At 63.6% G+C, this 26,221-nt stretch carries 19 protein-coding genes, 5 tRNA genes and 3 rRNA genes; 11 read left to right on the forward strand and 16 right to left on the reverse strand.

Annotated features, from left to right (window positions below):
- Window positions 1-7: 7 nt before the first annotated feature.
- From NFH66_RS14755 to NFH66_RS14785, 7 genes are all read left to right on the forward strand, one after another.
- The gene (locus tag NFH66_RS14755; protein WP_349610937.1) at window positions 8-565 is read left to right on the forward strand and encodes a hypothetical protein; all 558 of its coding nucleotides are present in this window, start codon (window positions 8-10) and stop codon (window positions 563-565) included.
- A gap of 177 nt (window positions 566-742) precedes the next feature.
- Complete coding sequence (locus tag NFH66_RS14760; RefSeq protein WP_349610938.1) at window positions 743-910, forward strand: hypothetical protein; 168 nt, start codon at window positions 743-745, stop codon at window positions 908-910.
- Between the two features lie 58 nt (window positions 911-968).
- On the forward strand, window positions 969-3,761 hold the full coding sequence (locus NFH66_RS14765; protein WP_349610939.1) for a phage tail tape measure protein: 2,793 nt from the start codon (window positions 969-971) through the stop codon (window positions 3,759-3,761).
- 1 nt (window position 3,762) lies between these two features.
- Window positions 3,763-4,203 (forward strand): hypothetical protein, encoded by a 441-nt coding sequence (locus NFH66_RS14770; protein ID WP_349610940.1) that lies wholly within the window; start codon window positions 3,763-3,765, stop codon window positions 4,201-4,203.
- A 1-nt stretch (window position 4,204) separates the two neighbouring features.
- Window positions 4,205-4,639 carry a hypothetical protein gene (locus NFH66_RS14775; protein ID WP_349610941.1) on the forward strand — a complete coding sequence of 145 codons (435 nt, stop codon included), beginning with the start codon at window positions 4,205-4,207 and terminating at the stop codon, window positions 4,637-4,639.
- Between the two features lie 329 nt (window positions 4,640-4,968).
- Complete coding sequence (locus tag NFH66_RS14780) at window positions 4,969-5,481, forward strand: DUF1441 family protein (RefSeq protein ID WP_349610942.1); 513 nt, start codon at window positions 4,969-4,971, stop codon at window positions 5,479-5,481.
- A 70-nt stretch (window positions 5,482-5,551) separates the two neighbouring features.
- The gene (locus tag NFH66_RS14785; protein ID WP_349610943.1) at window positions 5,552-6,181 is read left to right on the forward strand and encodes a hypothetical protein; all 630 of its coding nucleotides are present in this window, start codon (window positions 5,552-5,554) and stop codon (window positions 6,179-6,181) included.
- A gap of 149 nt (window positions 6,182-6,330) precedes the next feature.
- On the opposite strand, the gene NFH66_RS14790 is transcribed toward NFH66_RS14785, so the two are convergent.
- Window positions 6,331-7,686: an IS1182 family transposase gene (locus tag NFH66_RS14790; protein WP_349607825.1), complete on the reverse strand. Its 1,356-nt coding sequence runs from the start codon at window positions 7,684-7,686 to the stop codon at window positions 6,331-6,333.
- Between the two features lie 21 nt (window positions 7,687-7,707).
- On the opposite strand from NFH66_RS14790, the gene NFH66_RS14795 reads away from it, so the two are divergent.
- The 4 genes from NFH66_RS14795 (at window position 7,708) to NFH66_RS14810 (ending at window position 9,874) form a co-directional block, all read left to right on the forward strand.
- Window positions 7,708-8,253, forward strand: coding sequence for a hypothetical protein (locus tag NFH66_RS14795; protein ID WP_349610944.1), 546 nt, complete (start codon window positions 7,708-7,710; stop codon window positions 8,251-8,253).
- A gap of 5 nt (window positions 8,254-8,258) precedes the next feature.
- On the forward strand, window positions 8,259-8,507 hold the full coding sequence (locus NFH66_RS14800) for a hypothetical protein (protein ID WP_349610945.1): 249 nt from the start codon (window positions 8,259-8,261) through the stop codon (window positions 8,505-8,507).
- 379 nt (window positions 8,508-8,886) lie between these two features.
- Window positions 8,887-9,120 carry a hypothetical protein gene (locus NFH66_RS14805; protein WP_349610946.1) on the forward strand — a complete coding sequence of 78 codons (234 nt, stop codon included), beginning with the start codon at window positions 8,887-8,889 and terminating at the stop codon, window positions 9,118-9,120.
- A 172-nt stretch (window positions 9,121-9,292) separates the two neighbouring features.
- Window positions 9,293-9,874, forward strand: a complete 582-nt coding sequence (locus NFH66_RS14810; RefSeq protein WP_349610947.1) for a hypothetical protein — start codon at window positions 9,293-9,295, stop codon at window positions 9,872-9,874.
- A 117-nt stretch (window positions 9,875-9,991) separates the two neighbouring features.
- Here NFH66_RS14810 and NFH66_RS14815 read toward each other — a convergent pair.
- The 15 genes from NFH66_RS14815 to NFH66_RS14885 all read right to left on the reverse strand — a co-directional run bounded on the left by NFH66_RS14815 (window position 9,992) and on the right by NFH66_RS14885 (window position 26,039).
- Window positions 9,992-10,066 (reverse strand) — tRNA-Thr (locus NFH66_RS14815).
- Between the two features lie 23 nt (window positions 10,067-10,089).
- A tRNA-Gly gene (locus NFH66_RS14820) sits at window positions 10,090-10,163 on the reverse strand.
- A gap of 56 nt (window positions 10,164-10,219) precedes the next feature.
- Window positions 10,220-10,303: transfer RNA gene (locus NFH66_RS14825), tRNA-Tyr, on the reverse strand.
- 122 nt (window positions 10,304-10,425) lie between these two features.
- Window positions 10,426-11,265 carry a type III pantothenate kinase gene (locus tag NFH66_RS14830; RefSeq protein ID WP_349610948.1) on the reverse strand — a complete coding sequence of 280 codons (840 nt, stop codon included), beginning with the start codon at window positions 11,263-11,265 and terminating at the stop codon, window positions 10,426-10,428.
- Window positions 11,262-12,245 (reverse strand): biotin--[acetyl-CoA-carboxylase] ligase, encoded by a 984-nt coding sequence (locus NFH66_RS14835; protein WP_349610949.1) that lies wholly within the window; start codon window positions 12,243-12,245, stop codon window positions 11,262-11,264. The genes NFH66_RS14830 and NFH66_RS14835 overlap by 4 nt, the downstream gene beginning before the upstream one ends.
- Before the next feature lie 167 nt (window positions 12,246-12,412).
- Window positions 12,413-12,528 (reverse strand): 5S ribosomal RNA (gene rrf / locus NFH66_RS14840).
- Between the two features lie 82 nt (window positions 12,529-12,610).
- Window positions 12,611-15,497, reverse strand: a 23S ribosomal RNA gene (locus tag NFH66_RS14845).
- A gap of 214 nt (window positions 15,498-15,711) precedes the next feature.
- Window positions 15,712-15,787, reverse strand: a tRNA-Ala gene (locus NFH66_RS14850).
- A gap of 108 nt (window positions 15,788-15,895) precedes the next feature.
- Window positions 15,896-15,972: transfer RNA gene (locus NFH66_RS14855), tRNA-Ile, on the reverse strand.
- Window positions 15,973-16,167: 195 nt separating this feature from the next.
- Window positions 16,168-17,705 (reverse strand): 16S ribosomal RNA (locus tag NFH66_RS14860).
- Together the 16S, 23S and 5S rRNA genes with 2 tRNA genes alongside form the textbook arrangement of a ribosomal RNA operon.
- 679 nt (window positions 17,706-18,384) lie before the next feature.
- Window positions 18,385-20,118 (reverse strand): hypothetical protein, encoded by a 1,734-nt coding sequence (locus tag NFH66_RS14865; RefSeq protein WP_349610950.1) that lies wholly within the window; start codon window positions 20,116-20,118, stop codon window positions 18,385-18,387.
- A 152-nt stretch (window positions 20,119-20,270) separates the two neighbouring features.
- The gene (locus NFH66_RS14870; RefSeq protein ID WP_349610952.1) at window positions 20,271-23,123 is read right to left on the reverse strand and encodes an FAD-binding and (Fe-S)-binding domain-containing protein; all 2,853 of its coding nucleotides are present in this window, start codon (window positions 23,121-23,123) and stop codon (window positions 20,271-20,273) included.
- Window positions 23,120-23,800, reverse strand: a complete 681-nt coding sequence (locus NFH66_RS14875; RefSeq protein ID WP_349610953.1) for a LutC/YkgG family protein — start codon at window positions 23,798-23,800, stop codon at window positions 23,120-23,122. The genes NFH66_RS14870 and NFH66_RS14875 overlap by 4 nt, the downstream gene beginning before the upstream one ends.
- On the reverse strand, window positions 23,797-25,287 hold the full coding sequence (locus NFH66_RS14880; RefSeq protein WP_349610954.1) for a LutB/LldF family L-lactate oxidation iron-sulfur protein: 1,491 nt from the start codon (window positions 25,285-25,287) through the stop codon (window positions 23,797-23,799). The genes NFH66_RS14875 and NFH66_RS14880 overlap by 4 nt, the downstream gene beginning before the upstream one ends.
- Window positions 25,284-26,039: a (Fe-S)-binding protein gene (locus NFH66_RS14885; protein WP_349610955.1), complete on the reverse strand. Its 756-nt coding sequence runs from the start codon at window positions 26,037-26,039 to the stop codon at window positions 25,284-25,286. The genes NFH66_RS14880 and NFH66_RS14885 overlap by 4 nt, the downstream gene beginning before the upstream one ends.
- Window positions 26,040-26,221: the final 182 nt, after the last annotated feature.

The raw sequence follows: 26,221 nt of genomic DNA on the forward strand, positions 1-26,221 counted from the left end.
CCAAATTATGACCATCCGACTCGAAAGCCTGCACAACCTCGATCCGCAACAACTGATGCGGGACATCCACCAGCAGCTGGTCAGCACCTACGGCTTGCTATCCGCCCTGGCCCTCTCCGCGGATGAGCGCCGCGAGGAGGCTGATGCCGAGGGGGCTGTCTACATCACCCCGCTCAATGCCGGCCATGCCGAGGCGGCGGCCGGCTACCTGGCCGAGGAGGTGTTGCTGGCGCTGCGCATCTCGCAGCTGCTGCTGAACACCACACACGGCAACCACGAGCATCCGATCGATGCGAGCGGGCTCTCGGTGCTGGAGGCGCGTCGCCTGGCCTGCCTCACCGGCGAGCACACCGCGCTCGATGTCGGCGAGGCCCTGGGCACCCTGCTCAGTGGAGTGGTCGGCATCATCCGCCGACTCACCTACAACGCCGAGTTCATTGATGCGCTGGATCCGCTGGTGCCAACGCTGATCATCATCACCCATCGGCTCGAGACTATCGACGCCCTCTCCTCCGCTTGGACCTCCATCCTGATGGCAGGCCCAGGAAACCGACGCGCCGCCTGAGCGTGCTTCCCGGGGCGGCGGCTGTCCGCCCCGGCCTTCCTACTCGCACTTCCCGCCTTTGTCTGCCTGTGTCACGACAACCAGCGACACACCCTGTCGCTAAAAAAACACAATATGTGGAATATTTAGACGAATAAGCCACTCTATGTTGTATTAGCTGGATGGATGGACAGTGCTATGCCTTGCAGCAAACAACCAGGCCGCGGCCCGCAAGTTCGCCCCACGCAACGCCGGCGGATCGAGCTCTACCGCCAGCTGGACGAGTTGGCGCGGAAAGGTGATGCCAATGCCGCGGGTTGGCTGCTGCTGCTGAGCGGCGAGCCACCGCGGGCGGCAGCGAACTGATACACGTAGGGGCGCCCGGGGCGGCGCCTCTCTCGTGCTGAGACGATAGGAGAGCCGCATGGCGGACTTGGAAAAGACGGTTGCGATCATCTTCGAGGGCGTCGATCAGATGGGGGCGGGTGTGACCTCAGTCACCAAGCAGGTCGACACCCTGGCGGGATCCGTTCAGCAGGCGGCGCAGCCGATGGCCGACTTGACCCTCGGGGTGCTGAAGTTCGAGGGCGCGCTGCTCGCTGCTGGCGCTGCGGTCACCGCCCTGGCGGTCAAGATGGCCGGCGACTTCGACTCCTCCTTCCGTGAGATCACCACGCTGATCGACATGCCCGCCCAGGCGCTCGACCAGTTCCGTGGTGACGTGCTGGACTACGCCAGCGGCTCGACCCAGGCGATCGGGGACGTGACCGCGGCGCTCTACAGCCTGGTGTCGGCCGGCAACGATACCGAGGAGGCCTTGACCCTACTGGCCAACGCTGAGGAGCTGGCGGTGGGCGGCAAGACCGAGCTTTCCACCGCGGCCAACGGCCTGGCGGGGGTGATGAACGCCTACGGGGCCGAGGCCAGCAACGCGGAGCAGTATACCGACGCGATGTTCGTCGCCATGAAGAACGGCATGACGACCATCGACGAGCTGGCCAGCAGCCTGCCCCAGGTGACCGGCTTGGCGGCGCAGTTGGGGGTGGACTTCGACACCCTGGTATCAGCCGTCTCGGCGCTGACTACCACCGGGCTCTCGACCAGCCAGGCAGTGACCCAGGTGGGCGCCGCGCTCAACTCGATCCTGGGGCCATCCCAGCAAGCCAAGACCCTGGCCGACGAACTCGGGATCGAGTTCAGCGCCACGGCCCTCGAGGCGAAGGGGCTCGACGGCTTCCTGCTCGACCTGGCCGAGGCGACCGGCGGCAACGCGGAGCAGATGAACACCCTGTTCGGCTCCACCGAGGCAACCCGCGCGGTGCTGGCGCTGATCGGCCCGGTGGCGGAGCAGTTCGGCATCAACCTCGACGACATGAGCGAGAAGGCGGGGGCTACGGCCACGGCCTTCGGCAAGATGGCCGATGACATCGGCAACGGGACGACCCGCATCCAGAACGCGATGCTTGGGGTGCTGGTGGGGATCGGCCAGCCGGTGCTCGACGAGTTCTCGGGGATCCAGGAAGCCATCGCCGAGATCTTCAACGCCATCGGCGCATCGATCGACGATGGCCAGCTGAGCCAGTTCACCAGCTTGCTGGAGAGCGTGTTCCAGGACGTCGAGGCGACCCTGCAGGACGTGGCGCAGAACCTACCCGAGGCCCTGGAGCTGGCCGACTGGTCCGGCTTCCTCGACGGGATCGAGGCGATCCGCACTGCCGTCTCGGAGCTGTTCGACGGGGCGGACCTGTCCACGGCCGAGGGGCTGGCGCAGGTGATCACCAAGTTGGGCACCGGCTTCGAGCTGCTGAGCGAGTACACCGCGGGGGCCATCACCGCCATCGGTCCGTTCATCGAACAGCTGGCAAACCTGGCCGGCTGGATCATGGAGGTCGACCCGGCGTGGGTCGCGATGATGGGTACCATCGGTGGGAGTGCGGTCGTGCTGACCACGGTGCTCTCCGCCTTCAGTTCCTTCCTGAACATCCTCAACAGCCTGGCGGGGGCCAAGGGCGCGATCCCGGCGGTGACCGGCGCCTCGAGCAAGCTGGCCACTGCGCTGGGGACCAGCAGCACGGCCGGGCTATGGGGGGCGGCCCTGGGCGCAGCCTACGGGGTGAAGCAGCTGTATGACCGCCTCGCCGCGTTCAACAGCTTCAAGCTGACGTTTTCCGATGAGCTCGAGGAAGAGCTCAACCAGATGAGCGGCGCCCAGAAGGCGGCGACCGAGGTCTCGTTGTTCTCGGTGCAGAAGATCGCCGAGGCCTATGTGGGGCTCTCCGATAAGTTCGGCTGGGGCGACGACGCGGCCGCCGACCTCAAGGTGGTGTCCGAGGAGGCCATTGAAGCGGCTAAGGCGGTGGTCGGCCTGGGCGCCGATGCGAAGGACGCCAGCGGCGCCCTGGGCGACATGGCTGGCGCCGCCAACCCGGCAGCCCAGGAGGTGGCCAAGATCGAGCAGGCGGCCATCGAGGCGGCCAAGGCGGTGGCTGGCCTGGGCGAGGGTGAGGAGGAGATCAAGAAGCTGGACACGGCCGCGGTGGATGCGGCCCTGGCGGTGGCCAGGATCGGCGACAACGAGGCCATCAACGTGCTCTCCGCCGACATCGACGACACCAGCCGGTATGTCATGGGGCTCGACGGCAACTTGATCGACGTCAACAGGACCATCTCGGTGCTCGGCGACGTGACCAAGGGGGTGGGCGACGAAGCTGAGGAGGGCGCCAAGAAGTTCGGCGAGATGGAGCAGGCGGCGATGGAGCTCGCCAGTAACGAGCGCATCGCGGCGATGGAATTCTCGGCGAGCATCGCGGTGGCCGGCCTGGAGGCCGACGCCCAGAAGGCTGAGGCCATCATGGGCTCGCTCGGCACCACCATCGAGAGCACAAGCCAACTGCTAGACGGACTCTATGGCGAGCGCTACGGCAACGATGACCTATCGCGATGGGACCAGGTGGGGCTCGAAAGCTCCATCCGCAAGCAGAAGGAAGCCCAGCAGGCGGCCGCCAAACTCCAGAACGAATATGCCAAGGCCCAGATCGAGAACCTGAAGGCGCGGACCCAGGCCCTACAGAGCGGCGAGGGGCTGATCAAGATCGACTCCACCGGACTGGAGCCGGCGCTTGAAATGATCATGTGGGAGATCATCGAGAAAGTGCAGATGCGCGCCAACGCCGAGGGCGCGGAGTTCCTGCTCGGCCTCAACAGCGGAGGAGCCTGACATGGCGGATAACCTGCCCCTTGAACAGCAATACCAGAACCAGCTTATCGAGCTCGTCGGGGCTGAGCGCCTGCAGAAACTCGCCCACGACCATCGCGAGCAGGTCGCCGAGAGCATGGCGATGCTACTGCACAACCCGCCCGGGATCGCCTCGACAGAGGTGAAGGAGGCGGCGCTTGCTTTCGCGAACACCCAGGGGGAGGCCGCGGCCGATGCCTACGAGCGGCTCCTCCGGACAATGAACAGCTATCGCCTTGCGGCGGCAGCCACCGAGGAGATGGAGAAGCTCAAGGCTTTCGAGAACGGCCTGGCCGCCCTGGTCGGCGCGCGTGGCAAGTGGATCAAGGAGGAGCTCCACTACCAGGGCCGGGCACGGCAGCACCGCGCCGAAGCGTTGCGCATCAAGGCGCTGATCGAAAAAGGTCCCGGGGGGATCCACTGAGATGAACGCGACGATGCTCAAGGAGCTGCGCGAGCGCAAGACAGCCGCCCAGCAACGACGCGACTACCACCACCAGCAGTTCGATGAAGTGCTGGCCGACCTCAAGGCGCTCGGTGCCGAATGTGGCGGAGTGTACTGCCCCAAGGTGAAGGCAGCGGGCGCAACGCTATCGCGCACGACCCGGGGGGAGGTCTACCCGCCCTTCCAGGCCTTCGCCGACGCCCTGCTGGCCTACGCCCGCACCAAGCCCGGCGAAAACCAGGGGGAGGGGGTGACCCGCCTGGCCAATCTCGCCATGCACCTTATGCGCGAAATGGCACACCACATCAAACGCGAAGAGCAAGCGCAGCAGGAGGTCCATTGCTACCAGGCGCTGGCCAGCGGGCTCCGCAAGCCCACCTCGCGGCTAGCCTACCCGGGAGGCCTCCAGGCATGAGTATCGCGCCCGCGGCCCAACTGACGAGCACACTGCACGTGTGCCTTAACTGTCGCCAGGTGCCGGCGGCGAACACGCAGCGAGTCATGCACGCGGCGCCGTGTCTGGCGGAAAATCGCGGGTCCTTCCGGGAGGGGTACCCCCCGTCCACGGGGGCGCAGAGCCCCGGAGTTCGAGAAATTTTCGGCATTCCAGGATGCTCCACCGCAGGTGGCCGCCAGCCCAGTAATGGCACGGGTTGCGACCTGGGCGACTTGAGCAAGGCGGTCCGGGAACCGACCGCCCCGATGTACAGGTGAAGGAGGAGCACGGCGACCGCCGGCACAACCATGGGCGAGGTGATTGGACGTGAGCAGGCCTATCAGTGGTCGATCAGCCGCCTGGCGGAAGCACTGGGGCGAGATCGGCGCACCGTTGCCGCGCTGATCAAGGACGCGGGCGTGCTCCCGGCTGGTACCCGCCGGGGCAATCCGGTCTACCGCCTGGCCGATGTGGTGGACGCCATGACCACCGATCGCCGACCAAGCACCGGCGGCGGCCTCGACATCGACGACCTGATGCCGACCGACCGCAAGGCCTGGTACCAGAGCGAAAACGAGCGAGTGAAGCTCGAGCGCGAGCTCCGCCACCTGGTCCCGGTTGACGAGGTTCAGCGCGAGATGGCGAAGCTGGCCAAGGCGGTGGCATCGAGCCTCGACAGCCTGGCCGACATGCTCGAGCGCGACGCCGGCCTGCCGCCAGAGGCGATCGAGCTGGTGGAAGTCACCACCGACGCCCTGAGGGAGCAGATGTACCGGGCAATCATCGCCGACATAGACGACGACGAAGCCGACACCGCATGACTTCAAGCGCCACCGCACCGCGTGTGGCCAAACCGCCGAAGCCACCGGCACCACCGCGAGAGGCACCACCATGCAAGCAGTGAAGAGCAACACCAAGTCCGTCCCCTGGATCGACTGGAACGAGCAGATCAAGGCCAAGCGCGGCGAGATGGCCGCCATCACCGGCCTGGCTGATGCGCAGGAGCGCCGCGCCCGCGCCCGTCAGGGCCTGATTCATGCCATCGAACGTGCGAACCAGAGCCGATACACGCCGGGTGGGGGCATCACTTTCGCCGGCCAGCCGGCCCCCCAGAACCCCCTTGAGCTGACCAGCGCGCTCCGGGAGACCGATGACGGCATTCTGAAAGTGGCCGCCGCCCTGCTGATCTACCTTGATGGGCTCGCCGAGAAAATGGACGCCGGCGCCCGCCAAGCGGATCCGCAAAAGACACTGTTCGTCAGCGAGACCCGTGCCGCGCTGCGCGAGCACCGCGATGCCCTAGAGGATGCTCGCCACCAGGAAGAGACGCTTCAGGCCGAAAAGGAACGGGTGGCCGGCGAACTCGCCGCCCTCGAGGAGAAGGCACCCAAGGCCAGCTCCTCGACGCTCGGCGCCATGGCCAAGGAGCGTGACCAGGCCGCCGAGGAGCGCGACCGGATCGCCGCCCGGCTCAAGGAGCTGGAGGCCGACGACGGCACCCTAGCAGTCTGTCGGACTTGAGGTTAATGGATGAGCTGAGGCGTGGGTTCTTCACCCCCCCCTGTGTTGGTGTTGGTGTTGGTGCTGTTGTGTGGCTCTTAACCTGCCCCTCAGCTTCTGCAAGGCGGTTCTGACGCCTTGCCTGCTGGCCGGTTGGGCGCGGCGAGCCCTCAGCCCGCCGTCAACCGGTGCATCCGCTTGATATTCCACGCCATGGTGGCCAATCGCCACTCGCCGCTGACCTTATCCAGTCCGCGTAGCGAGAACTGCCGGAACCCCATCACGTGTTTGATGATCCCGAAGACCGGCTCCACGGTATGTTTGCGCAATGCGTAGAGCGCTCGGCCCGCCTGCGTCTTCAAGCGGTGTGCCATCTGTTCGACGGGGTCCTCGCTCTCCGGGGCAGGCGGATCCGCGGCGAAACGTTCAAAGACCGGAAGGTGATGGACGTCTCGCTTCATCGCCAACAGCGGTTCGATACCATGGTCATGGCAGGCCTGGATATTGCTGGCACTGAAGTAGCCGGTATCACCCAGCAGGTGGTCAGGTTTTCCCAGCGTTTCCGGGTAACCTTGCCAGGCCGTCAGTAGCGGCATGACTTGCTGCTTGTCATTGGTCGCCTGCGTGACGTGGACATGGGTCACCAGCAGACTCTCGGTATCAACCGCGGCTTGGGCGTTGTAGCACTGATCAAACCCCTTGCCGGTGACCGGCATGATGCGCGACTGCGGGTCGGTGAAATTGATCTGATCCTTGTCACGCGGGCCACCAGTGGGCGGTTCGGGGTCACGCCCACGGGGCTTCTTGCCGGCCTTGCGCTGCGCCTCCCGCCGCGCCACCTTTTCCTGATAGGCGGCTTGCTCGGTGGCGTCCCGCTCCTCGGCGCGCGCCTCGATCTTGGCCTTCGCCTCAGCGATGGCCGCCAGGCGGGCTTCACGGCGGGCAATCTCGGCGGGGATATCCATGCCGTCGGCCGCGTCCTCCTTGTCCGCCGACTCGGCCCGCTCGGTCAGCGCTTTCACCTCTGCCCTGAACTGTGCCTCCAGCTTCTTGGCATGGCCATACGACAACGCCTTGTGCTTGCTGGCGTTGGCCTTGAGCTTGGTGCCGTCCAGGGCGATGGTGCCAAGCTTGAGCAGCTTCATCTCGCGGGCCAGCAGCAGCACCTGTACGAACAACTGTTCCAGTTCCGGCAGAAAGCGGCGGCGAAAGGTGGCCAGCGTGTCATGGTCGGGATGGGTATTGGCGGCCAGGTAGCGGAACGCCACCGAGTCATAGGTGGCACGCTCGATCTTGCGGCTGGAGACCACCCCGGTGGCGTAGCCGTAGATCAGCAGGCTCAGTAGCACCGCCGGGTGATGTGCCTTGGAACCCCGCCCCATGTAACGCCGGGTCAACGTCGAGAGGTTCAGTTGTTCGACAACATCGACAACGAACCGCGCCAGGTGACCATCGGGCAACCACTCGTCTACCGAAGGCGGCAGCAGGTAATCGGTCTGGCGATCCACAGGGATGAAGCGGCTCATGGCGATCTTCTCAGCTCGGCGATGACGGTGGTCAGTATCTCACGGTGCAACGGAAAGTCCGACAGGCTGCTAGAGAAGGCCAAGCAACACGCCGACGCCGCCCGGGAACAGCTCGAGGAAGCCGAGGCCCTGGCCGTCCTGGGCGAGACCGACCCCGAAGCGGTGAAGGCCTCGAAGGTGGCCGCCGACAAGGGCCAGAAGATACTCGAGGAAGCAGATGCCGCCTACCGGCAACAGCAAGCGGCTCGCCGCGGCCTGGCCCGCAAGCTGGAGGAGGCCACCACCTACCACGACATTCTGGCAAACACCTACAACCAGGCGGTGATTCGTATCCGGAGCGTCGACCTCGCCACGCGGGAGGCCGCCTTGGTCAAGCATGCTGAGGCCTTCCAGGAGCACCTTGCCGACCTCGCCCGCATCTACGCCGACCTGGAGGGCGCCCAGCCCCATGCCAGCTATGGTCGAGCGATCCTCGAGATCCGCATGCCCACCCTTCACCACCACCACGATGCCGACGAGATCAACCGCGCCCGCTTCATCGTGACGCCCACCGGGCGCGAGGAGTGACGACCATGCCCAGTTCAAGCCCATATCGCAGTGCCGCCTATCGCAAGGCAGCGCTCGCCGCGGCCCTCAGACGCATCGAGGCGAAGGAAGAGCGCACGCCTGAGCTGATCGAGGAGGATCTGGCTGCCGCCCGCAAGCGTGTCGAGCAGCTCGAGGAAGAACTCTCCGAGGCCCTGGAAGAGCCAGAGGAAGAAAGCACCGCAGCCCGACTCAACTACGGCAGCATCTACGCTCGCCATAACCAGCGGGGCTAACACCGTGCTTCAGCGCAGACGAGAACCGAGCAACCTTCGCCACCCCCAGGCGCTTGACCGGCAACCACATGTCGACCTCTACACCCACAGTGGGCGCCGCCTGGCCCGACTGTATGGCGAGGATACTGCCGCCCTTCAGGCGCGTGTCGAGAGATGGCGAGCGCACATTTCCCGCCGGCTCGACGCCCGCTGGCCCTAACCCATGATGCCCATGGGCGCCGGGTACTGGTGAACCGCCCGGCTATGGCGCTCCTTCGGGGGCGCCACTTCAGGGGATTAGTCGGTGAGTGCCCCCGCATCGCAAAACCCCGACAGCCGGCAGGCCGTCTCCTCTTCATGCGCGGCCGTGGCCGGCATCTTCATGTCTGAGGAGATGACCATGGCCCGCAAGATGATCGACGCGCCGTTACATGACGGCGACCACTATCGCCGGCAGCGGCTCGAGGAGGAGCGTGAACGCCTGCACCGCCGCCTGGTGTGGGCGACAGCGCGAAAGGACCGCCAGGCGATACGCTGGCTCGAGAAACGGCTGGAGGAGGTAGAGGAAGCGCTCGACGCTGACCTCGAGCCTGGCCGGGAACCGGGGCGCTTCGACAGGCATCGCCGGCGTTGAGCGGCGGTAGACGAGACGCTGCACATATCTGAGCATCGCGGGGGGTGAGGTGATCCAACTTCCCCCAATGGGGGCGCTCGACTTTGACCGATGCAACAAATCTTGCATCGGTGGGTGACCCCGCGCTTGGCTCGGCTCGAGATTTGACCACCAAATGACGGAGAGCCATACCGTGAGGAAGTCCCAGTTCGGCTGGATGAAGCAGCGTAGGCTCGAGCAGCTTATCCGGTTAGCTACGGACCACGCCGACAGCGAGGCCGGTCAGGCAGCCCTGGACTATGCCATCGACGAGCTTCTAGTCGTGGAAGTCGAACACCGCATGGTCACTGCCCAGGTGAGCCCAGGCCACGCACCCACAAGTGCAGTGGCACAGGTTGGGCAAGGCAGCGCCGCTACCACGCCGCGAGCCAGTCAGGTAGAAGTCGCCGCCTCGCGGCTTGGACGCACCAACCCTTGGCGCCCATTGGCCTTGGAGTTGCTGGCGCAGGCGAATGAACGTCAGCAGCGGGCCGCGCTGATCCGCGCCTTCCTGATCCCGTCCGCCGGCAAAGGGCCGCGCGCGCTCCAGATGCTGCCAGCCCAGACGGCGATGGAGCCAGAAAATCAGCGACGTATCTACCAGGTTCTGGGGTGGCCGCCCGAGGGGAAGCTGCTGTTCAGTGACGGCCGCGCGCTAAGAAATGCCGCCAGTGTCGCCAAGAAGAAGATGCGCGCCGCGCTGCTCGATAAGCTGCTGACCGCGGCGATGGCTTGATAGTGGAATTCCGCTATCGACCTGTTCCCGTTTGCTGACCCATTGCTGACCCGACGACCGACCACGAAAAACCGCCACTCGGCATAATCCGTAAGTGGCGGTTTTTCTTCTGCTATTTGGAGCTCATGGACGGATTTGAACCGTCGACCTCACCCTTACCAAGGGTGTGCTCTACCCCTGAGCTACATGAGCCTAACCTTTGCACCCGAAGATGCTGGAGCGGGCAGCGGGGATCGAACCCGCATCATCAGCTTGGAAGGCTGAGGTTCTACCATTGAACTATGCCCGCCTACCCACTCTTTACGGCCGCAATGCCATCCTCACCAATGTCATCGCGCCTGATTCTGGTGGAGGGGGAAGGATTCGAACCTTCGAAGCTTTCGCGGCAGATTTACAGTCTGCTCCCTTTGGCCACTCGGGAACCCCTCCAACTGGCGGCATATCTTATCACCGCTGTCCCGTTTGTCAAGTCGCTGTTTTATCAGCTTCTTCAAGTTGGAAGAAACACCACTTTCGGCGTCGCCCTTCACCTCGGAACGCGGCGCATTGTGTCAAAGCAGCATGGAGAATGCAAGCCCGGCACGAATCTTTTCCAGTGCTACGGGCGTCGGCACACGGGGAGCCCCCGCCATCCGCCCTGCCCGCTCAGCGGCGGTCAGGGGAAAGCTGGCCTCCAGCCCCCCATAGACCATGTCGGGCCAGACAGCATGGGGGACCTGGAGCCCCTGGGAGACAACCCTGGCATCGCCACCGGTCAGCATCAGCGGCAGCGCGACCCCCTCGCTGTCGCAAACCTCGGCATAGACACGATTGATGGCGCTGACCGCCGCCATATAGATGCCATGATTCACCGCCTCCACCGTACGCCGGCCGGGGACTAGCAGCTCCTCCGGCTCGCTGTCGGGATCGATGGCCACATTGCGCGTGCCGAGCTTCAGGCTCTCCTTCATCAAGCGCAGCCCCGGCAGGATATAGCCCCCCAGGTGGCAGCCACCGGGCAGCACGAAATCGATGGTAATGGCACTGCCGCAATCTACCGCACAGCAGCCACCCACCAACTGGTAGCCTGCCAGCACGCCCAGCCAACGATCGACACCTAGCCGCTCGGGCTCCTCGTAGCCATTGGTTACGCCTAGCGCCTCGGGGCTCGAGCGGGCCACATGCACGGCTCCCACACGCTGGCGCAGCAACTGGACCGTCTCCTCGAGCACGGCACGCCGCGCGACGCTGGAGATACGCACCGCCTCGACCACATCGAGGTTGGGAATATCGGCACCCGGCCGCCACTCCTCACGCGTCCACACCGCACCGCGTGAGCGGATCTCGCTGCTGTCGACGTCCTTGAGACGCCACTTGGAGAGGGTATTGCCGATATCGAGATCGAGAATCATGGCCGCACACGCAGGCTGATTTCACCACCCGCCAGACGGCGCCGCCGCCCCTCCTGGACCACCACCAGGTTACCGGAGGCATCGACTCCCTCGGCCACCGCCACCTCCCGCGCAGCACCCCTCAGCACATCCACCTCGCGGCCGGCAAAGGCATGGCGTGCATTCCAGGCATCGCACCAGGGGGCAAAGCCATCACGCTCGAACTCCGCCACCAGCGGCAACAGCGCCTCCAGCAGATCGGTGGCCAGGGCGTTGCGGGACACACCGACCACCTGATCCTCGATGGCAGCGGCCGGCTGCTCCAGGGTGCTGCGGAACTCCTGGGGCAGGGAGACATTGACCCCCATGCCGATCACCACCTCGCAGGGGCCCGAGGCGTCACCACTGACCTCCACCAGAATACCCGCCAGCTTGGCGTATCCTCCGTCGGGCAGCGCCAGGAGGACGTCATTGGGCCACTTGAGCAGCGGGGACACCCCATGGCTCTCCAGCACCCGAGCCAGCACCACCCCTACGGCGAGACTCAGCCCTTCCAGAGCAGCGATGCCGGACTCCACCCGCCACCCCTGGGACAGCATCAGGCTGCGACCCCAGGGCGTGCTCCAGACGCGTCCACGACGGCCACGCCCGGCGCTCTGCTGCTCTACCAGGCAGACCTCGCCGTGCCCCGCCCCCTGGGCGAAGCGCTCGCGCAGGAAAGCATTAGAGGAAGGTAGCGTCTCCTCGACGAAGAGCCGAGCCAGGTGAGTGCGCGCCTGGTGCGAGAGGCCGGCGATGATGCCTGGGCCATCGAGGAGCTCAAGGGGCTCCGCGAGGCGATAGCCCTGCCCCTTGACCGCTTCCATGGCGATCCCCAGGGACTCGAGCTTGCGTAGCTGCTTCCATACTGCAGCACGGGACACGCCCAGCTGCTCACCGAGCTGCTCGCCCGAGTGGAACTCTCCGTCGCCGAGCAGGCGGATGAGGTCACCGATGGTCATTCTTGGAATCCCGGGCCGGAAAAACCTTTATTCTATCGGATGCGGCACGTCCCCGGAAACGTAACGTCCCAGAAACACCGGCCACCGCATGACGGCCCCAGATACACAAATCCCCAAAAGCAAAAAGCCCCGAACTCACAAGGAGCTCGGGGCTTTTTTCAATAAGTGCCTGACGATGACCTACTCTCACATGGGGAGACCCCACACTACCATCGGCGCTGAGCGGTTTCACTGCTGAGTTCGGCATGGGATCAGGTGGTTCACACTCGCTATGGTCGTCAGGCGAAAAACGCGGAATCATGCTGACACGCTACGTCTCGTGCGTATCCGGTGTCGTGGGTCATCACAGACCCCTTGGGTGTTATATGGTCAAGCCTCACGGACAATTAGTATCGGTTAGCTCAACGCCTTGCAGCGCTTCCACATCCGACCTATCAACCAGCTGGTCTCGCTGGGTCCTTCAGGAGGCTCGAGGCCTCGGGGAGATCTCATCTTGAAGGGGGCTTCCCGCTTAGATGCTTTCAGCGGTTATCCTGTCCGCACATAGCTACCCGGCAATGCCACTGGCGTGACAACCGGAACACCAGAGGTGCGTCCACTCCGGTCCTCTCGTACTAGGAGCAGCTCTTCTCAAATCTCCAACGCCCACGGCAGATAGGGACCGAACTGTCTCACGACGTTCTAAACCCAGCTCGCGTACCACTTTAAATGGCGAACAGCCATACCCTTGGGACCGACTTCAGCCCCAGGATGTGATGAGCCGACATCGAGGTGCCAAACACCGCCGTCGATGTGAACTCTTGGGCGGTATCAGCCTGTTATCCCCGGAGTACCTTTTATCCGTTGAGCGATGGCCCTTCCATACAGAACCACCGGATCACTAGAACCTACTTTCGTACCTGCTCGACGTGTCTGTCTCGCAGTCAAGCACCCTTATGCTCTTGCACTCACTGCACGATTTCCAACCGTACTGAGGGTACCTTCGTGCTCCTCCGTTACGCTTTGGGAGGAGACCGCCCCAGTCAAACTACCCACCACACACGGTCCTCGATCCGGATAACGGACCTGAGTTAGAACGCCAATGATGCCAGGCTGGTATTTCAAGGTTGGCTCCACCCGAACTGGCGTCCGGGTTTCCAAGCCTCCCAGCTATCCTACACAAGCAACATCAGCGTCCAGTGTGAAGCTATAGTAAAGGTTCACGGGGTCTTTCCGTCTAGCCGCGGGTACACAGCATCTTCACTGCGATTTCAATTTCACTGAGTCTCGGGTGGAGACAGCGTGGCCATCATTACGCCATTCGTGCAGGTCGGAACTTACCCGACAAGGAATTTCGCTACCTTAGGACCGTTATAGTTACGGCCGCCGTTTACCGGGGCTTCGATCAAGAGCTTCGCTTGCGCTAACACCATCACTTAACCTTCCGGCACCGGGCAGGCGTCATACCCTATACGTCCGCTTACGCGTTTGCAGAGTACTGTGTTTTTAATAAACAGTTGCAGCCACCTGGTATCTTCGACCGCCTCGTGCTCCGGCCGCAGGGCCTTCACACTAACGCGGCGTGCCTTCTCCCGAAGTTACGGCACCATTTTGCCTAGTTCCTTCACCCGAGTTCTCTCAAGCGCCTTGGGATTCTCACCCTGACCACCTGTGTCGGTTTGGGGTACGGTCCCACTGTATCTGAAGCTTAGAGGCTTTTCCTGGAAGCGTGGCATCAATGACTTCCTGACCGTGGTCAGTTCGTCTCGTCTCTCGGCCTTGAGGATCCGGATTTGCCTGAATCCTCAGCCTACTGACTTTCACCAGGACAACCAACGCCTGGCTCACCTAGCCTTCTCCGTCCCCCCATCGCAATACAGTGAGGTACGGGAATATTAACCCGTTTCCCATCGACTACGCCTTTCGGCCTCGCCTTAGGGGCCGACTCACTCTGCTCCGATTAACGTCGAACAGAAACCCTTGGTCTTCCGGCGGGGGAGTTTTTCACTCCCCTTGTCGTTACTCATGTCAGCATTCGCACTCGTGATACCTCCAGCAGACCTCTCGATCTCCCTTCATCGGCTTACACGACGCTCCTCTACCGCTCGTCATTCGACGAACCCGTAGCTTCGGTACCTGGTTTGAGCCCCGTTACATCTTCCGCGCAGGCCGACTCGACTAGTGAGCTATTACGCTTTCTTTAAAGGATGGCTGCTTCTAAGCCAACCTCCTAGCTGTCTGAGCCTTCCCACCTCGTTTCCCACTTAACCAGGATTTCGGGACCTTAGCTGACGGTCTGGGTTGTTTCCCTTTTCACAACGGACGTTAGCACCCGCTGTGTGTCTCCCACGCGTCACTCACCGGTATTCGGAGTTTGCCTCGGGTTGGTAAGTCGGGATGACCCCCTAGCCGAAACAGTGCTCTACCCCCGGCGGTGCTACGTGAGGCGCTACCTAAATAGCTTTCGAGGAGAACCAGCTATCTCCGGGCTTGATTAGCCTTTCACTCCGATCCACAAGTCATCCAAATCTTTTTCAACAGATCCTGGTTCGGTCCTCCAGTTGATGTTACTCAACCTTCAACCTGCTCATGGATAGATCGCCCGGTTTCGGGTCTATTCCCAGCGACTGGTCGCCCAGTTAAGACTCGGTTTCCCTACGCCTCCCCTATTCGGTTAAGCTCGCCACTGAAAATAAGTCGCTGACCCATTATACAAAAGGTACGCGGTCACAGAACGTGTCTGCTCCCACTGCTTGTACGCATACGGTTTCAGGATCTATTTCACTCCCCTCTCCGGGGTTCTTTTCGCCTTTCCCTCACGGTACTGGTTCACTATCGGTCAGCCAGGAGTATTTAGCCTTGGAGGATGGTCCCCCCGTCTTCAGTCAAGGTTTCTCGTGCCCCGACCTACTCGATTTCACATGATCAGATTTTCGACTACGGGGCTATCACCCACTATGGCCGCGCTTCCCAACGCGTTCGTCTAATCCGTCACATGCTTAAGGGCTGGTCCCCGGTCGCTCGCCGCTACTGGGGGAATCTCGGTTGATTTCTTTTCCTCAGGGTACTTAGATGTTTCAGTTCCCCTGGTTCGCCTCCCACCACCTATGGATTCAGTGTGGGATACCCAGCTTATGCTGGGTGGGTTTCCCCATTCAGAGATGCCCGGGTCACAGGTTGTTTGCCACCTCGCCGAGCCTTATCGCAGGCTTCCACGTCTTTCATCGCCTCTGGCTGCCTAGGCATCCACCGTATGCGCTTCATCGCTTGACCATATAACCCCAAAGGGTCTGGTCCGCGATGACACACGACATTGCCGGATACGCTTGAGACGTATCTCGTGCTCTTTCCTTGCGGAAAGAACGTTTGTCAGCATGATTCACATTGTTAAAGAGCAGACTGTCAATCGACAGTCATAAACCTGACATCCGGTGATGCGATGCTGGCTTATGACTGCGGATCCGATCAGCGAAGACTGTGGGGAAGATGGTGGAGCCAAGCGGGATCGAACCGCTGACCTCCTGCGTGCAAGGCAGGCGCTCTCCCAGCTGAGCTATGGCCCCTCTGATTCCCATACGCGACATGGGGAAATTTTATTCAGGACAAGGCGTTTTGCGGCGACGCATAACCTGCCATGCGAGTCACAAAACAACGCGGTACTGGATAAAATCTGGTGGGTCTGGGCAGATTTGAACTGCCGACCTCACCCTTATCAGGGGTGCGCTCTAACCAACTGAGCTACAGACCCAACACCATTTCTCTCGCTGGCTGAGCGAGGCCGGCTTGCCGACCTCACCCTCCTGTCCATAAAGGTCAGGGGGCGCACTCCAACCAACTGAGCGAAAACCCTAGGGTCACGCTGGGCCTATACCCAAACAGTCTTTTGCTCTGGTCGATCAGGTAATTCATTGTGGGCACTTGCCGACAGTCGGCGACATATCGGTAAGGAGGTGATCCAGCCGCAGGTTCCCCTACGGCTACCTTGTTACGACTTCACCCCAGTCATGAACCACACCGTGGTGATCGCCCTCCGAAGTTAGGCTAACCACTTCTGGTGCAGTCCACTCCCATGGTGTGACGGGCGGTGTGTACAAGGCCCGGGAACGTATTCACCGTGACATTCTGATTCACGATTACTAGCGATTCCGACTTCACGGAGTCGAGTTGCAGACTCCGATCCGGACTGAGACCGGCTTTTCGGGATTGGCTCCACCTCGCGGCTTCGCAACCCTTTGTACCGGCCATTGTAGCACGTGTGTAGCCCTACTCGTAAGGGCCATGATGACCTGACGTCGTCCCCACCTTCCTCCGGTTTGTCACCGGCAGTCTCCCTAGAGTTCCCGACCGAATCGCTGGCAAATAGGGACAAGGGTTGCGCTCGTTACGGGACTTAACCCAACATTTCACAACACGAGCTGACGACGGCCATGCAGCACCTGTCTGTGCGTTCCCGAAGGCACCAAGGTATCTCTACCAAGTTCGCACGATGTCAAGAGTAGGTAAGGTTCTTCGCGTTGCATCGAATTAAACCACATGCTCCACCGCTTGTGCGGGCCCCCGTCAATTCATTTGAGTTTTAACCTTGCGGCCGTACTCCCCAGGCGGTCGACTTATCGCGTTAACTGCGCCACAAAGGTCACAAGGACCCCAACGGCTAGTCGACATCGTTTACGGCGTGGACTACCAGGGTATCTAATCCTGTTTGCTACCCACGCTTTCGCACCTCAGCGTCAGTGTCAGTCCAGAAGGCCGCCTTCGCCACTGGTATTCCTCCCGATCTCTACGCATTTCACCGCTACACCGGGAATTCTACCTTCCTCTCCTGCACTCTAGCCTGACAGTTCCGGATGCCGTTCCCAGGTTGAGCCCGGGGCTTTCACAACCGGCTTATCACGCCGCCTACGCGCGCTTTACGCCCAGTAATTCCGATTAACGCTCGCACCCTCCGTATTACCGCGGCTGCTGGCACGGAGTTAGCCGGTGCTTCTTCTGTGGGTGATGTCCTCCCTCGAAGGTATTAACCTCGAGGCTTTCTTCCCCACTGAAAGTGCTTTACAACCCGAAGGCCTTCTTCACACACGCGGCATGGCTGGATCAGGCTTTCGCCCATTGTCCAATATTCCCCACTGCTGCCTCCCGTAGGAGTTCGGGCCGTGTCTCAGTCCCGATGTGGCTGATCATCCTCTCAGACCAGCTACGGATCGCGGCCTTGGTGAGCCACTACCTCACCAACTAGCTAATCCGACATAGGCTCATCCGATAGCGCAAGGTCCGAAGATCCCCTGCTTTCTCCCGTAGGACGTATGCGGTATTAGCCTGAGTTTCCCCAGGTTATCCCCCACTACCGGGCAGATTCCTATGCATTACTCACCCGTCCGCCGCTCGACGCCTGGAAGCAAGCTTCCATCGTTTCCGCTCGACTTGCATGTGTTAGGCCTGCCGCCAGCGTTCAATCTGAGCCATGATCAAACTCTTCAGTTTAAGATCATAAGTGCTTGAAGCAGCACCAAACTTGGCTCAAGGTTCAAACGTTCTCAAATAGACCCGAAGATCTATGACGAGTCGCTTGCCTTGATGGTTCAATGATATGAATCACCGAGCCATCGACAAGCGCCCACATGAATTACCTGATCGATTGTTAAAGAGCGGCTTCGACTCTTTTGAGTGAAGCGTCTCGCTTGCTGCCAACCGAAGCGAACTCCGTGTCGTCAGCGCCCTGCGAGGAAGGCGTATTCTACCGTTTCGCCTGGCGGTGTCAAGCGGTGCTTGGCGAAGCGTGCTTGCCGTAACTGCTGACTGCCCCGCCCCTCGAGGCGGCTGCGAAACCGTGGCGGGCATTCTACCGAATGCGCGGTGATTGTCAATCGGAATGTTTCGAAGCGATGCGACCTGTTTCGAAAAAAAATCCATGCAGAACAATCACTTCTGCCACTTCCACCGCCTGCAACGTTTGCTCGTCGCCGGCAGCGGATGCGTACTTTACGGCTTTCCCGGGGGGTGCGCAAGCCCCGCGGAAAGAAAAATGTCAGAAGCGTGTCACGAGCGTGACCAGGCGATGACCGCCAGAGCACGATCGCCCGCGCAAGGCGGGCGTCGTGGCGGGCGAAGGGTATCGCCCAGGCGGCCTTCATGGCGAGGCCGTCATTGGTAGAGAGCGCCTTCAGCCGTCGATGGCCAAGCGCACACTCCCACCGTTGCTGCCATAGGCGCTGACCTCGACCTCATAGATGCCGGGCTCGAGATAGCGGTGGATCCGTGAGCCGTAACCGAGATCTCCGGCATCGTCGTTCTGCTCGTCGACCCCGTTTCCGGTCAGGCCAAGGACGGTGTCCACACCGCCCGAGGTACTTTCAATGACCACATCCTGGGCCGCCTCGACGACCAGCTGGTAGGTCAGACTACGACCGGGGCTCAGTTGACCGTAAACCACCTCGCCGACCGCCACCTCGCCGCCATTGCTGATGCGCCCCTCGAAGGCACGCTGCTCGGTGCGCAGTCGGTAGACGCCGGTGCCACTGTAGCTCTCGATATCCAGGTGGTACTCGCCGGGCTGGAGCATAGTGGTGACCAGGGAGTTACGACCGCCGCCACCGTCGTCGTCACGAATGTCGATGCCATTGCCGTAGAGTCGCAGCACGGGATCGAAGGCACCGGACTCCAGGGCCAGCTCCACCTCGCTGACCTCGTCGATCGCGAAGCGGTAGGTGTTATTCATGCCGACTCCGACCAGGTTGCCATCGAAGCTCTCGCCGAGCGTCACCTCTCCGCCGCTGCGCAGTTCGCCGTCGAAGGCGCCGAGGGTGACGTCCAGCGCGTACTCGCCGCTCGCCTCGCCGTAGCCACCCACCTCGACACGATACTCACCGGGCATCAGCACGGTCTGCAGCCGCGAATCGGTGCCGGTACCGCCATCGTCGTCGACCAGCTCACTGCCCTCTCCCGTGATGCTCAATACGGTATCGAAGGCCGCTGAGCGCAGCGCCAACGAGGCGTTGCTGGGCTCATCGATTCTCAGGGTGTAGGTGTTGCCGGCCCCCGACTCGAGGGTGCCGGTGATGCGATCGCCGTCACGCAGCGGCCCCGCGTTGCGGCGACCATCGGACAGGTCCTTGCGTTCGACCACGAGACGATGCACGCCGTCGGCGCCCAACAGGCGGGACTCGCACGCCTCGCCCGACACCTCGACACCCCTGCCGCCCTCCTCGACCTCGACGCGATACTCTCCGGCATCGAGGTAAGTATCCAGCTGCAGCTCGCCGGGGGCACAGGCGCTGGCCTGCCGGTTGATGCCGTCGCCAACCAGGCGCATCCCCAGGGCGGCGCCGCCGGAGAGGGAGAGATCGACCCAGGCGGGCGCATCCAGCGTCAGGGAGTAGGCGGCTCGACCCTCCTCGAGCTGCCCCACCAGCGGCCGACCGGTCTCGAGTTCGTTGGCGAAGGACACCGGCTCGGCCTTCAGACGATAGGGCCCGAAGGCGCCGTCGTCCCGCCCGCTGACCGCCACCAGGGTGCACGCCTCCGCAGAGGCCATCAGCACCGGTTGTTCACCGCCGGGCGCGCCGACGATGTTACCCAGCCACTGTCCCTGCTCGTCGAAGGCCGAGAGGCGGGCGGCGAAGGGCGCATCGAGCTGATAGCGCACCAGCGATGCATCATCCGCCTCACCGCAGAGCCAGTGGGCGGCCACCCGCGTGCCGTCGCTGAGATTAATCTCGCTGGATGAGGTGAGTTCGCCGGCGATATCACTGCCCAGAGCGGCCTCGGGGGCCGAGGCGAAGCGCGTCTCCTCCTCGGCGCAGCCGGCCAGCAGGACCAGGCCGGCGGCGCCGACGAGCAGGCGGTGGGGGCGCAGAACCGCATGACCGGACGCCTTCCGGATTACTTGAATTAGCACCCAGTGTCTCCCTACGTTTAAGTATCGCTCCCTGCCGCACCCGTGCGACGAGAGGCATTACCTTAACCGAAAATGCTAAAGAAATGGATGCACCTGAGAGGCGGCGACGTCCTCCGGCGAGTCCTCGCCGGAGGGCGTTGCCGGGGAGGCTTCTAGACGGCGGCGCTGGCCCGGTCGAGCAGCGCCAGGATCGAGCGGTAGGGGATACCGCCGTGCTCGCTCAGGCCGATCTCGCAGGTGCGCGAGTTGGAGTAACCGGCGCTGCAGCCGGCCACCTGCTCGGCCAGCCCCGCCAGCGCGGAGGCGTTCAGCTCCGGCGTAGTGAAGCCCTTGTCGCCGGCGAAGCCGCAGCAGGTGATCTCGGTCGGCACCACCACCTCGCGGGCGCAGGCCCGTGCCAGGGCGACGAACTTGTCGGCCAGCCCCATGTGTGTGCTCGAGCAGGTCACGTGCACGGCGATTCGCTCATCCACCGGCGTCAAGGCGAGCCTCGGCAGAAGATGGTCATGGGCGAAGGCAACGGGTTCGTGCAGCGTCAGGCAAGCGTCCAGGTGCTCCTGCATCTGCAGGGTGCAGGGGCTGGTGTCGCAGAGGATCGGGTGACGACCGTTCTCACTGGCGACGAGCAGCTCGCGGTTGAGCTCGCGCCCCTTGTGGTCCGCCTCGTCGAACTGCCCCTTGGAGCGGAAGGCCATCCCGCAGCAGAGGCCATCGACTCGCTCGGGAATCACCACGGCGAAACCGGCTCGCTCGAGCAGCGCCAGGGTGATCTCCATCACCGAGCGCGATTCGCCGTCATCGCGGCGATCGGGGCCGAACATGCGCGTCGCACAGCTGGGTAGGTAGACCACCCGGGGGCGATCACCCTCCGACTCCGGCGACCGCCTCAGCACACGTACCGGCGCGGCCATGGGCAGTGCCGGGGTCCACAGAGGCAGACGCTCACCGCTCAGGCGGCGCGCGCCCTGGGCCGCACGCGCCATCAGCGTATCGCCCATCAGCCGGTTCACCGCTCCGGCGACCCTCAGGGAACCACGCGCCAGCCGCGTGACGCCATCGAAGTGCTGCCCGATGCGTCGCGCCATCCCGGCATGCCGGCTCAGCCGTCGATGTCGCATATCGCGCACTAGATCACCGGTATTGATGCCGACCGGGCATTGGGTCGCGCAGAGGCCATCCACTGCACAGGTGGCATCCACCGCATGGCCGAGATCGGCCCGCAACGCCGCCAGGCGCGCCGCGTCCACTTCATCTGCGGTATTCCCCAGCGCCTCGAGGCGTGCCACCTCGCGGGTGATCACGATGCGCTGACGCGGGGTCAGGGTCAGGTCCTTCGACGGGCAGACGTGTTCGCAGAAGCCGCACTCGATGCACTTGTCGACGATCTCATGGGCCGCCGGCAGGGGCTTGAGGTTCTCCAGGTGGAGCGTCGGGTTGCGGCTGAGGATCACCTCGGGATTGAGCAGGTTCTCGGGATCGAAGAGCGCCTTGATCTCCCACATCAGGGCGTAGGCATCGGCCCCCCACTCGAGCTCCACATAGGGTGCCATGTTGCGCCCGGTGCCGTGCTCGGCCTTGAGCGAGCCGCCGTACTCGACGCCCACCAGTTGCGCCACCTCGTCCATCAGCGCCTGGTAACGCTCTACCTCCCCGGGCTTCTCGAACCCCTGGGGAAAGACGAAGTGCAGGTTGCCCTCCAGGGCGTGGCCGAAGAGGATCGCCTGCGCATAGCCATGGCGATGGAAGATATCGGTCAGCGCCAGCACACCCTCGTCGAGGCGCTCGATGGGGAAGGCGACGTCCTCGATGATCACCGTGGTGCCGGTCTCGCGCACCGCCCCCACTGCCGGGAAGAGTCCCTTGCGGATCTTCCAGTAGAGGGCATAGGTGTCGGCGGCGTGGGTGAAGGTGACCGGCTCCAGGGTCTGGATCCCCTCCAGCGTCGCCTGCACCCCATCGAGACGCGCCTGGAGCTCCGCCGCATCGTTGCCGCGCACGTCGATGAGCAGCGCCGCCGCTCCTTCCGGCAGCGTTCGCAGCACCTCGGGCATCCCCGCCTCGCGCTCCACTGAGCGCAGCGCGGCACGATCCATCAGTTCCACCGCCGAGACCGGGGAGCGCTTCAGGGCGATGGTGGCGCGACAGGTGGTGGCCATGTCCGGGAAGAAGGCCAGGGCCGCGGCCTTGTGCGACTCATCCACCACGGTCTCATAGGTGATGGCGCTGATGAAGCCAAGGGTGCCCTCGGAGCCGATCATCAGGTGCTTGAGGATCTCGATGCCATCGCTGAAGTCCACCATGCTGTTGAGGGCATAGCCGGTGGTATTCTTGAGCCGGTACTTGTGACGGATCCTCTCCGCCAGCTCGGCGTTCCCGCGGGTCTCGGCGGATAGCCTCTCGAGCCCGGCCAGCAGTGCCCCGTGGGAGCGACGAAAGGCAGCCACGCTGTCGGGGTCGGCGGTATCCAGCAGGGCGCCATCGGCGAGGATCACGCGCAGGTCGCGCAGCGTGCGATAGCTGTTCTGGGCGGTGCCGCAGCACATGCCGGAGGCATTGTTGGCGGCGATGCCGCCGATCATGCAGCTGTTGATGGAGGCCGGGTCGGGGCCAATCTTGCGCCCGAAGGGGGCCAGCAGCTGGTTGGCCCGGGCACCGATCACGCCGGGCTGCAGGCGGATCGTCCGCCCCTCATCGCTAATCTGGTGCCCCCGCCAGCCGCGGCCCAGTTGGATCAGCACCGAGTCGGTGACCGCCTGACCGGAGAGCGAGGTGCCGGCGGCGCGGAAGGTCACCGGCAACCGCCGGGCCCGGCACTCGGCCAGGGTCACGCGCAGTTCCGCCTCGTTCTCAGGGCGCACCACCAGCTGCGGCACCAGGCGATAGAAGCTGGCATCGGTGCCATAGGCCAGGGTGCGCAGCGGATCGTCGATCAGCCGCTCCTCCGGCAGGGACGCGCGCAGGGCGGACTTGAGCTCTCGGTAGACCTCGACATCAACGAGGCTCATCGCGCGACCTCGGGCGGCTCGCCGGCATGACGCACGATGACCACCAGCTCGCGTGGCCCATGCACGCCATAGGCCAGGGTCTGCTCGATATCGGCGGTCTTGCTGGGTCCGGAGATCAGCAGCGCATTGGTGGGCATCCCGCTCGCCCAGCCGTGACGCCCCACCACATCGAAGAAGGTGTCCTCGATGGCGTCGGCGTCGAGCACCGCGATATGCAGCGGTGGTACCAGGCTGAGCAACCGTGGCTCGTCCGGTGTCGGCCACAGCCACAGGCTGCCGGTCTCGGCGATGGCGCCGCGGGTGGAGGTCAGGCCGGCATCGACACTCTCGAACTGCTCGCGCTGCCACTGCTCGATATCGCGATCCGCATCGACCAGCTCCACGCCGGCATCGCCCAGGGCACGACGGGCCTCGGCGGCTACCGGGTGTTGCCTGCCCAGCGCCAGGCGGCGCACATTCTTGTCGGCGAGCACCTTTGCCAGGGCTTCGGTCCAGCGGGCCTCGCCGGTATGGACCACCTCGCCATGCACCGAACCGATCCAGCGCTCGAAGCGTGCCAGGCGCTCCTCCTGACTCCAGCCGCGATTCGTGGCCACGTCGAAGTCGCTCTCAGGGGCGCTCAGTGGCCCATCCAGGCGCTCGCGAAGGCGCTTGAGAATGGCGTTGCGGGCACTCATCGGCGCTCCTCCTCGTGGCTCTTGCCGGCCGGGTCACTCTCACCGGCCGGGTCGCGCTTGCTGGCCTGATGACGCTTGACCAGCGCATGCAGGGTGGTGCCCGCCGGCTTGGGAGCCGTGCGGTAGTCGGTCCAGGCGCCCAGCCTGGCAGGCGTCAGCGCCCTCAGCTTGCCGGCCACAGAGGTACCGGCGCGCCAGGCGGCGGGGTGAGTCGCCAGCCACTGGAAGCCCTTCCAGGCGGCGACCTCCTTGCGGGTGCGCTTGACACCTGCACCGGCCACGTTGCCTCGCCCCTCGCCCACCGACTCGCGACGCAGCCGCACCAGCAGGTCGGGGATCGGGATCTTCACCGGACACACCTCGCCACAGGCCCCGCACAGGCTCGACGCCGTGGGCAGGTCCTTCGTCTCCTCCAGGCCCATCAGGTGGGGAGAGAGGATACTGCCGATGGGCCCGGGATAGGTGGTGCCATAGGTATGGCCACCCACCCGGGTGTAGACGGGGCAGTGGTTCATGCAGGCACCGCAGCGGATGCAGCGCAGGGTGTCGAGCAGCTCGTCGTCCTGATAGATACGGGAGCGGCCGCTGTCGACCAGCACCAGATGGACCTCCTGCGGCCCGTCGCGCTCCCCTTCCTTGCGTGGCGAGCTGATCATGTTGAAGTAGGTGGTGACATGCTGGCCGGTGGCCGAACGGGTCAGCAGCGAATAGAGGGGCGGCACGTCACGCAGATGCTCGACCACCTTCTCGATGCCGGTCACCGCCACGTGCACCGGCGGCACCGTGGTGGTCATGCGGCCGTTGCCCTCGTTCTCCACCAGGCAGAGGGTGCCGGTCTCGGCCACCGCGAAGTTGACCCCCGAGACCCCCACATCGGCGGCCATGAAGCGCTCGCGCAGCTGCTGGCGGGCCGCCGCGGTCATATAGTCGACGTCGCGGGTACGCTCGGTGCCGGTCTTGTCGTGCAGGATCTCGGAGATCTCGTCGGTGTTGAGATGGATCGCCGGCATGATGATATGGGAAGGCGTCTGCTGGTTGAGCTGCACCAGGTATTCGCCGAGATCGGACTCCAGCGCCTCGATACCCGCCGCCTCCAGGTGAGCATTGAGATGCATCTCCTCGGAGACCATCGACTTGCCCTTGATCACCGACTTGGCGTCGTGGGACTCGCAGATCTCGCGAATGATCCGGCAGGCCTGCTCACCATCCTCGGCCCAGTGTACGCGGATGCCGTTGGCCTCGCAGTTGGCCTCCAGCTGCTCGAGCAGGTCGGGCAGCTTCGCCAGTGCCCGCAGGCGGATATTGGCACCCAGCTCGCGCAGGGCCTCGAGGTCCCAGTCGCCGAAGCTTTCGCGCCGCTTGGCCATCAGGCCGTCCATTGCCTTGCGGAAGTTGGCACGGATCTGCGGATTGCCCAGGGCGTCATGGGCCTGGCGATGGAATTCGCGGGGGCTGTACGTTTCTACTCCAGGAGTCTGCGCGCTCATGAGGTCCTCCGCCACAGGTAGCTGGCGATATGCTCGCCTTCGACCGCCTTGTCCTGCTTCTTGAAGCGCCCGCCGATGTTCATCATGCAGCCACAGTCGGAGGTCACGAAGCGCCGTGCCCCGGTGGCCTCGATGGCCTGGGTCTTGTCCTCCACCATGGCCGCGGAGACCTCGGGATGACGCACGGCGAAGGTGCCACCGAAGCCGCAGCACTCGGCGGCACGCGCCTGCTCGACCAGCTCGACCTGGCCCAGCTTCGCCAGCAACGCCGGCCCGGTCTCGGCCAGCCCCATCTCGCGGCGCGCACTACAGGAAGTATGCATGGCGACCTTCTCGGGCTCACCGCGATCCTCGAGCTCTAGATGGCAGACGTGGACCAGGAACTCGGTCAGCTCAAAGATGCGCCCGGCCACCTCACCGGCCTGCGCCTCGCGGTCGGTACCGGCGAAGAGCTGGGGATAGTGGGTGCGCATCATGCCTCCGCAGGAGCCGGAGGGCACCACGATCGGCCAGGGGTCGGGAAAGAGATCCAACTGGGCCGCCGCCACGGCACGCGCCTCCAGCTGATAGCCCGACGTGTAGGCCGGCTGGCCGCAACAGGTCTGGTCCTCGGGGAACAGCACCTCGATGCCCTCGCGCTCGAGCAGCCGGATGGCATCCATTCCGGCCTCGGGATAGAGGAGGTCGATCAGGCAGGTGCCGAAGAAGTAGACCTTGTCTGGTCTCGGCGGATAGAGCTTGACTGCGGTCATCGGCGATTCCTTCAACATCTGGCATATGTTGGCATCCTGGTAAAATGGTAAAACCAATTTACCCATTGGAGTTGGCGAACCTTAAGGAGGCCACGGCTACAGTGTCAAACGAGAGGCGGGTTTTTTCTCGCCATATTGCGCTAGACTTTGGTCTATCGACCGGCAAGGTCATTGCAAGCGCC

It is taken from the genome of Halomonas sp. H10-9-1 (genome assembly GCF_040147005.1).
In the GTDB taxonomy this organism is placed as follows: Bacteria; Pseudomonadota; Gammaproteobacteria; order Pseudomonadales; family Halomonadaceae; genus Halomonas.

Bases quoted from the DNA above. Each gene is read 5' to 3' on its own strand.
- NFH66_RS14755 (WP_349610937.1), top strand. From the start codon at position 8: ATGACCATCCGACTCGAAAGCCTGCACAACCTCGATCCGCAACAACTG.
- NFH66_RS14760 (WP_349610938.1), top strand. From the start codon at position 743: ATGCCTTGCAGCAAACAACCAGGCCGCGGCCCGCAAGTTCGCCCCACG.
- NFH66_RS14765 (WP_349610939.1), top strand. From the start codon at position 969: ATGGCGGACTTGGAAAAGACGGTTGCGATCATCTTCGAGGGCGTCGAT.
- NFH66_RS14770 (WP_349610940.1), top strand. From the start codon at position 3,763: ATGGCGGATAACCTGCCCCTTGAACAGCAATACCAGAACCAGCTTATC.
- NFH66_RS14775 (WP_349610941.1), top strand. From the start codon at position 4,205: ATGAACGCGACGATGCTCAAGGAGCTGCGCGAGCGCAAGACAGCCGCC.
- NFH66_RS14780 (WP_349610942.1), top strand. From the start codon at position 4,969: ATGGGCGAGGTGATTGGACGTGAGCAGGCCTATCAGTGGTCGATCAGC.
- NFH66_RS14785 (WP_349610943.1), top strand. From the start codon at position 5,552: ATGCAAGCAGTGAAGAGCAACACCAAGTCCGTCCCCTGGATCGACTGG.
- NFH66_RS14790 (WP_349607825.1), bottom strand. From the start codon at position 7,686: ATGAGCCGCTTCATCCCTGTGGATCGCCAGACCGATTACCTGCTGCCG.
- NFH66_RS14795 (WP_349610944.1), top strand. From the start codon at position 7,708: ATGACGGTGGTCAGTATCTCACGGTGCAACGGAAAGTCCGACAGGCTG.
- NFH66_RS14800 (WP_349610945.1), top strand. From the start codon at position 8,259: ATGCCCAGTTCAAGCCCATATCGCAGTGCCGCCTATCGCAAGGCAGCG.
- NFH66_RS14805 (WP_349610946.1), top strand. From the start codon at position 8,887: ATGGCCCGCAAGATGATCGACGCGCCGTTACATGACGGCGACCACTAT.
- NFH66_RS14830 (WP_349610948.1), bottom strand. From the start codon at position 11,265: ATGATTCTCGATCTCGATATCGGCAATACCCTCTCCAAGTGGCGTCTC.
- NFH66_RS14835 (WP_349610949.1), bottom strand. From the start codon at position 12,245: ATGACCATCGGTGACCTCATCCGCCTGCTCGGCGACGGAGAGTTCCAC.
- NFH66_RS14870 (WP_349610952.1), bottom strand. From the start codon at position 23,123: ATGAGCCTCGTTGATGTCGAGGTCTACCGAGAGCTCAAGTCCGCCCTG.
- NFH66_RS14875 (WP_349610953.1), bottom strand. From the start codon at position 23,800: ATGAGTGCCCGCAACGCCATTCTCAAGCGCCTTCGCGAGCGCCTGGAT.
- NFH66_RS14880 (WP_349610954.1), bottom strand. From the start codon at position 25,287: ATGAGCGCGCAGACTCCTGGAGTAGAAACGTACAGCCCCCGCGAATTC.
- NFH66_RS14885 (WP_349610955.1), bottom strand. From the start codon at position 26,039: ATGACCGCAGTCAAGCTCTATCCGCCGAGACCAGACAAGGTCTACTTC.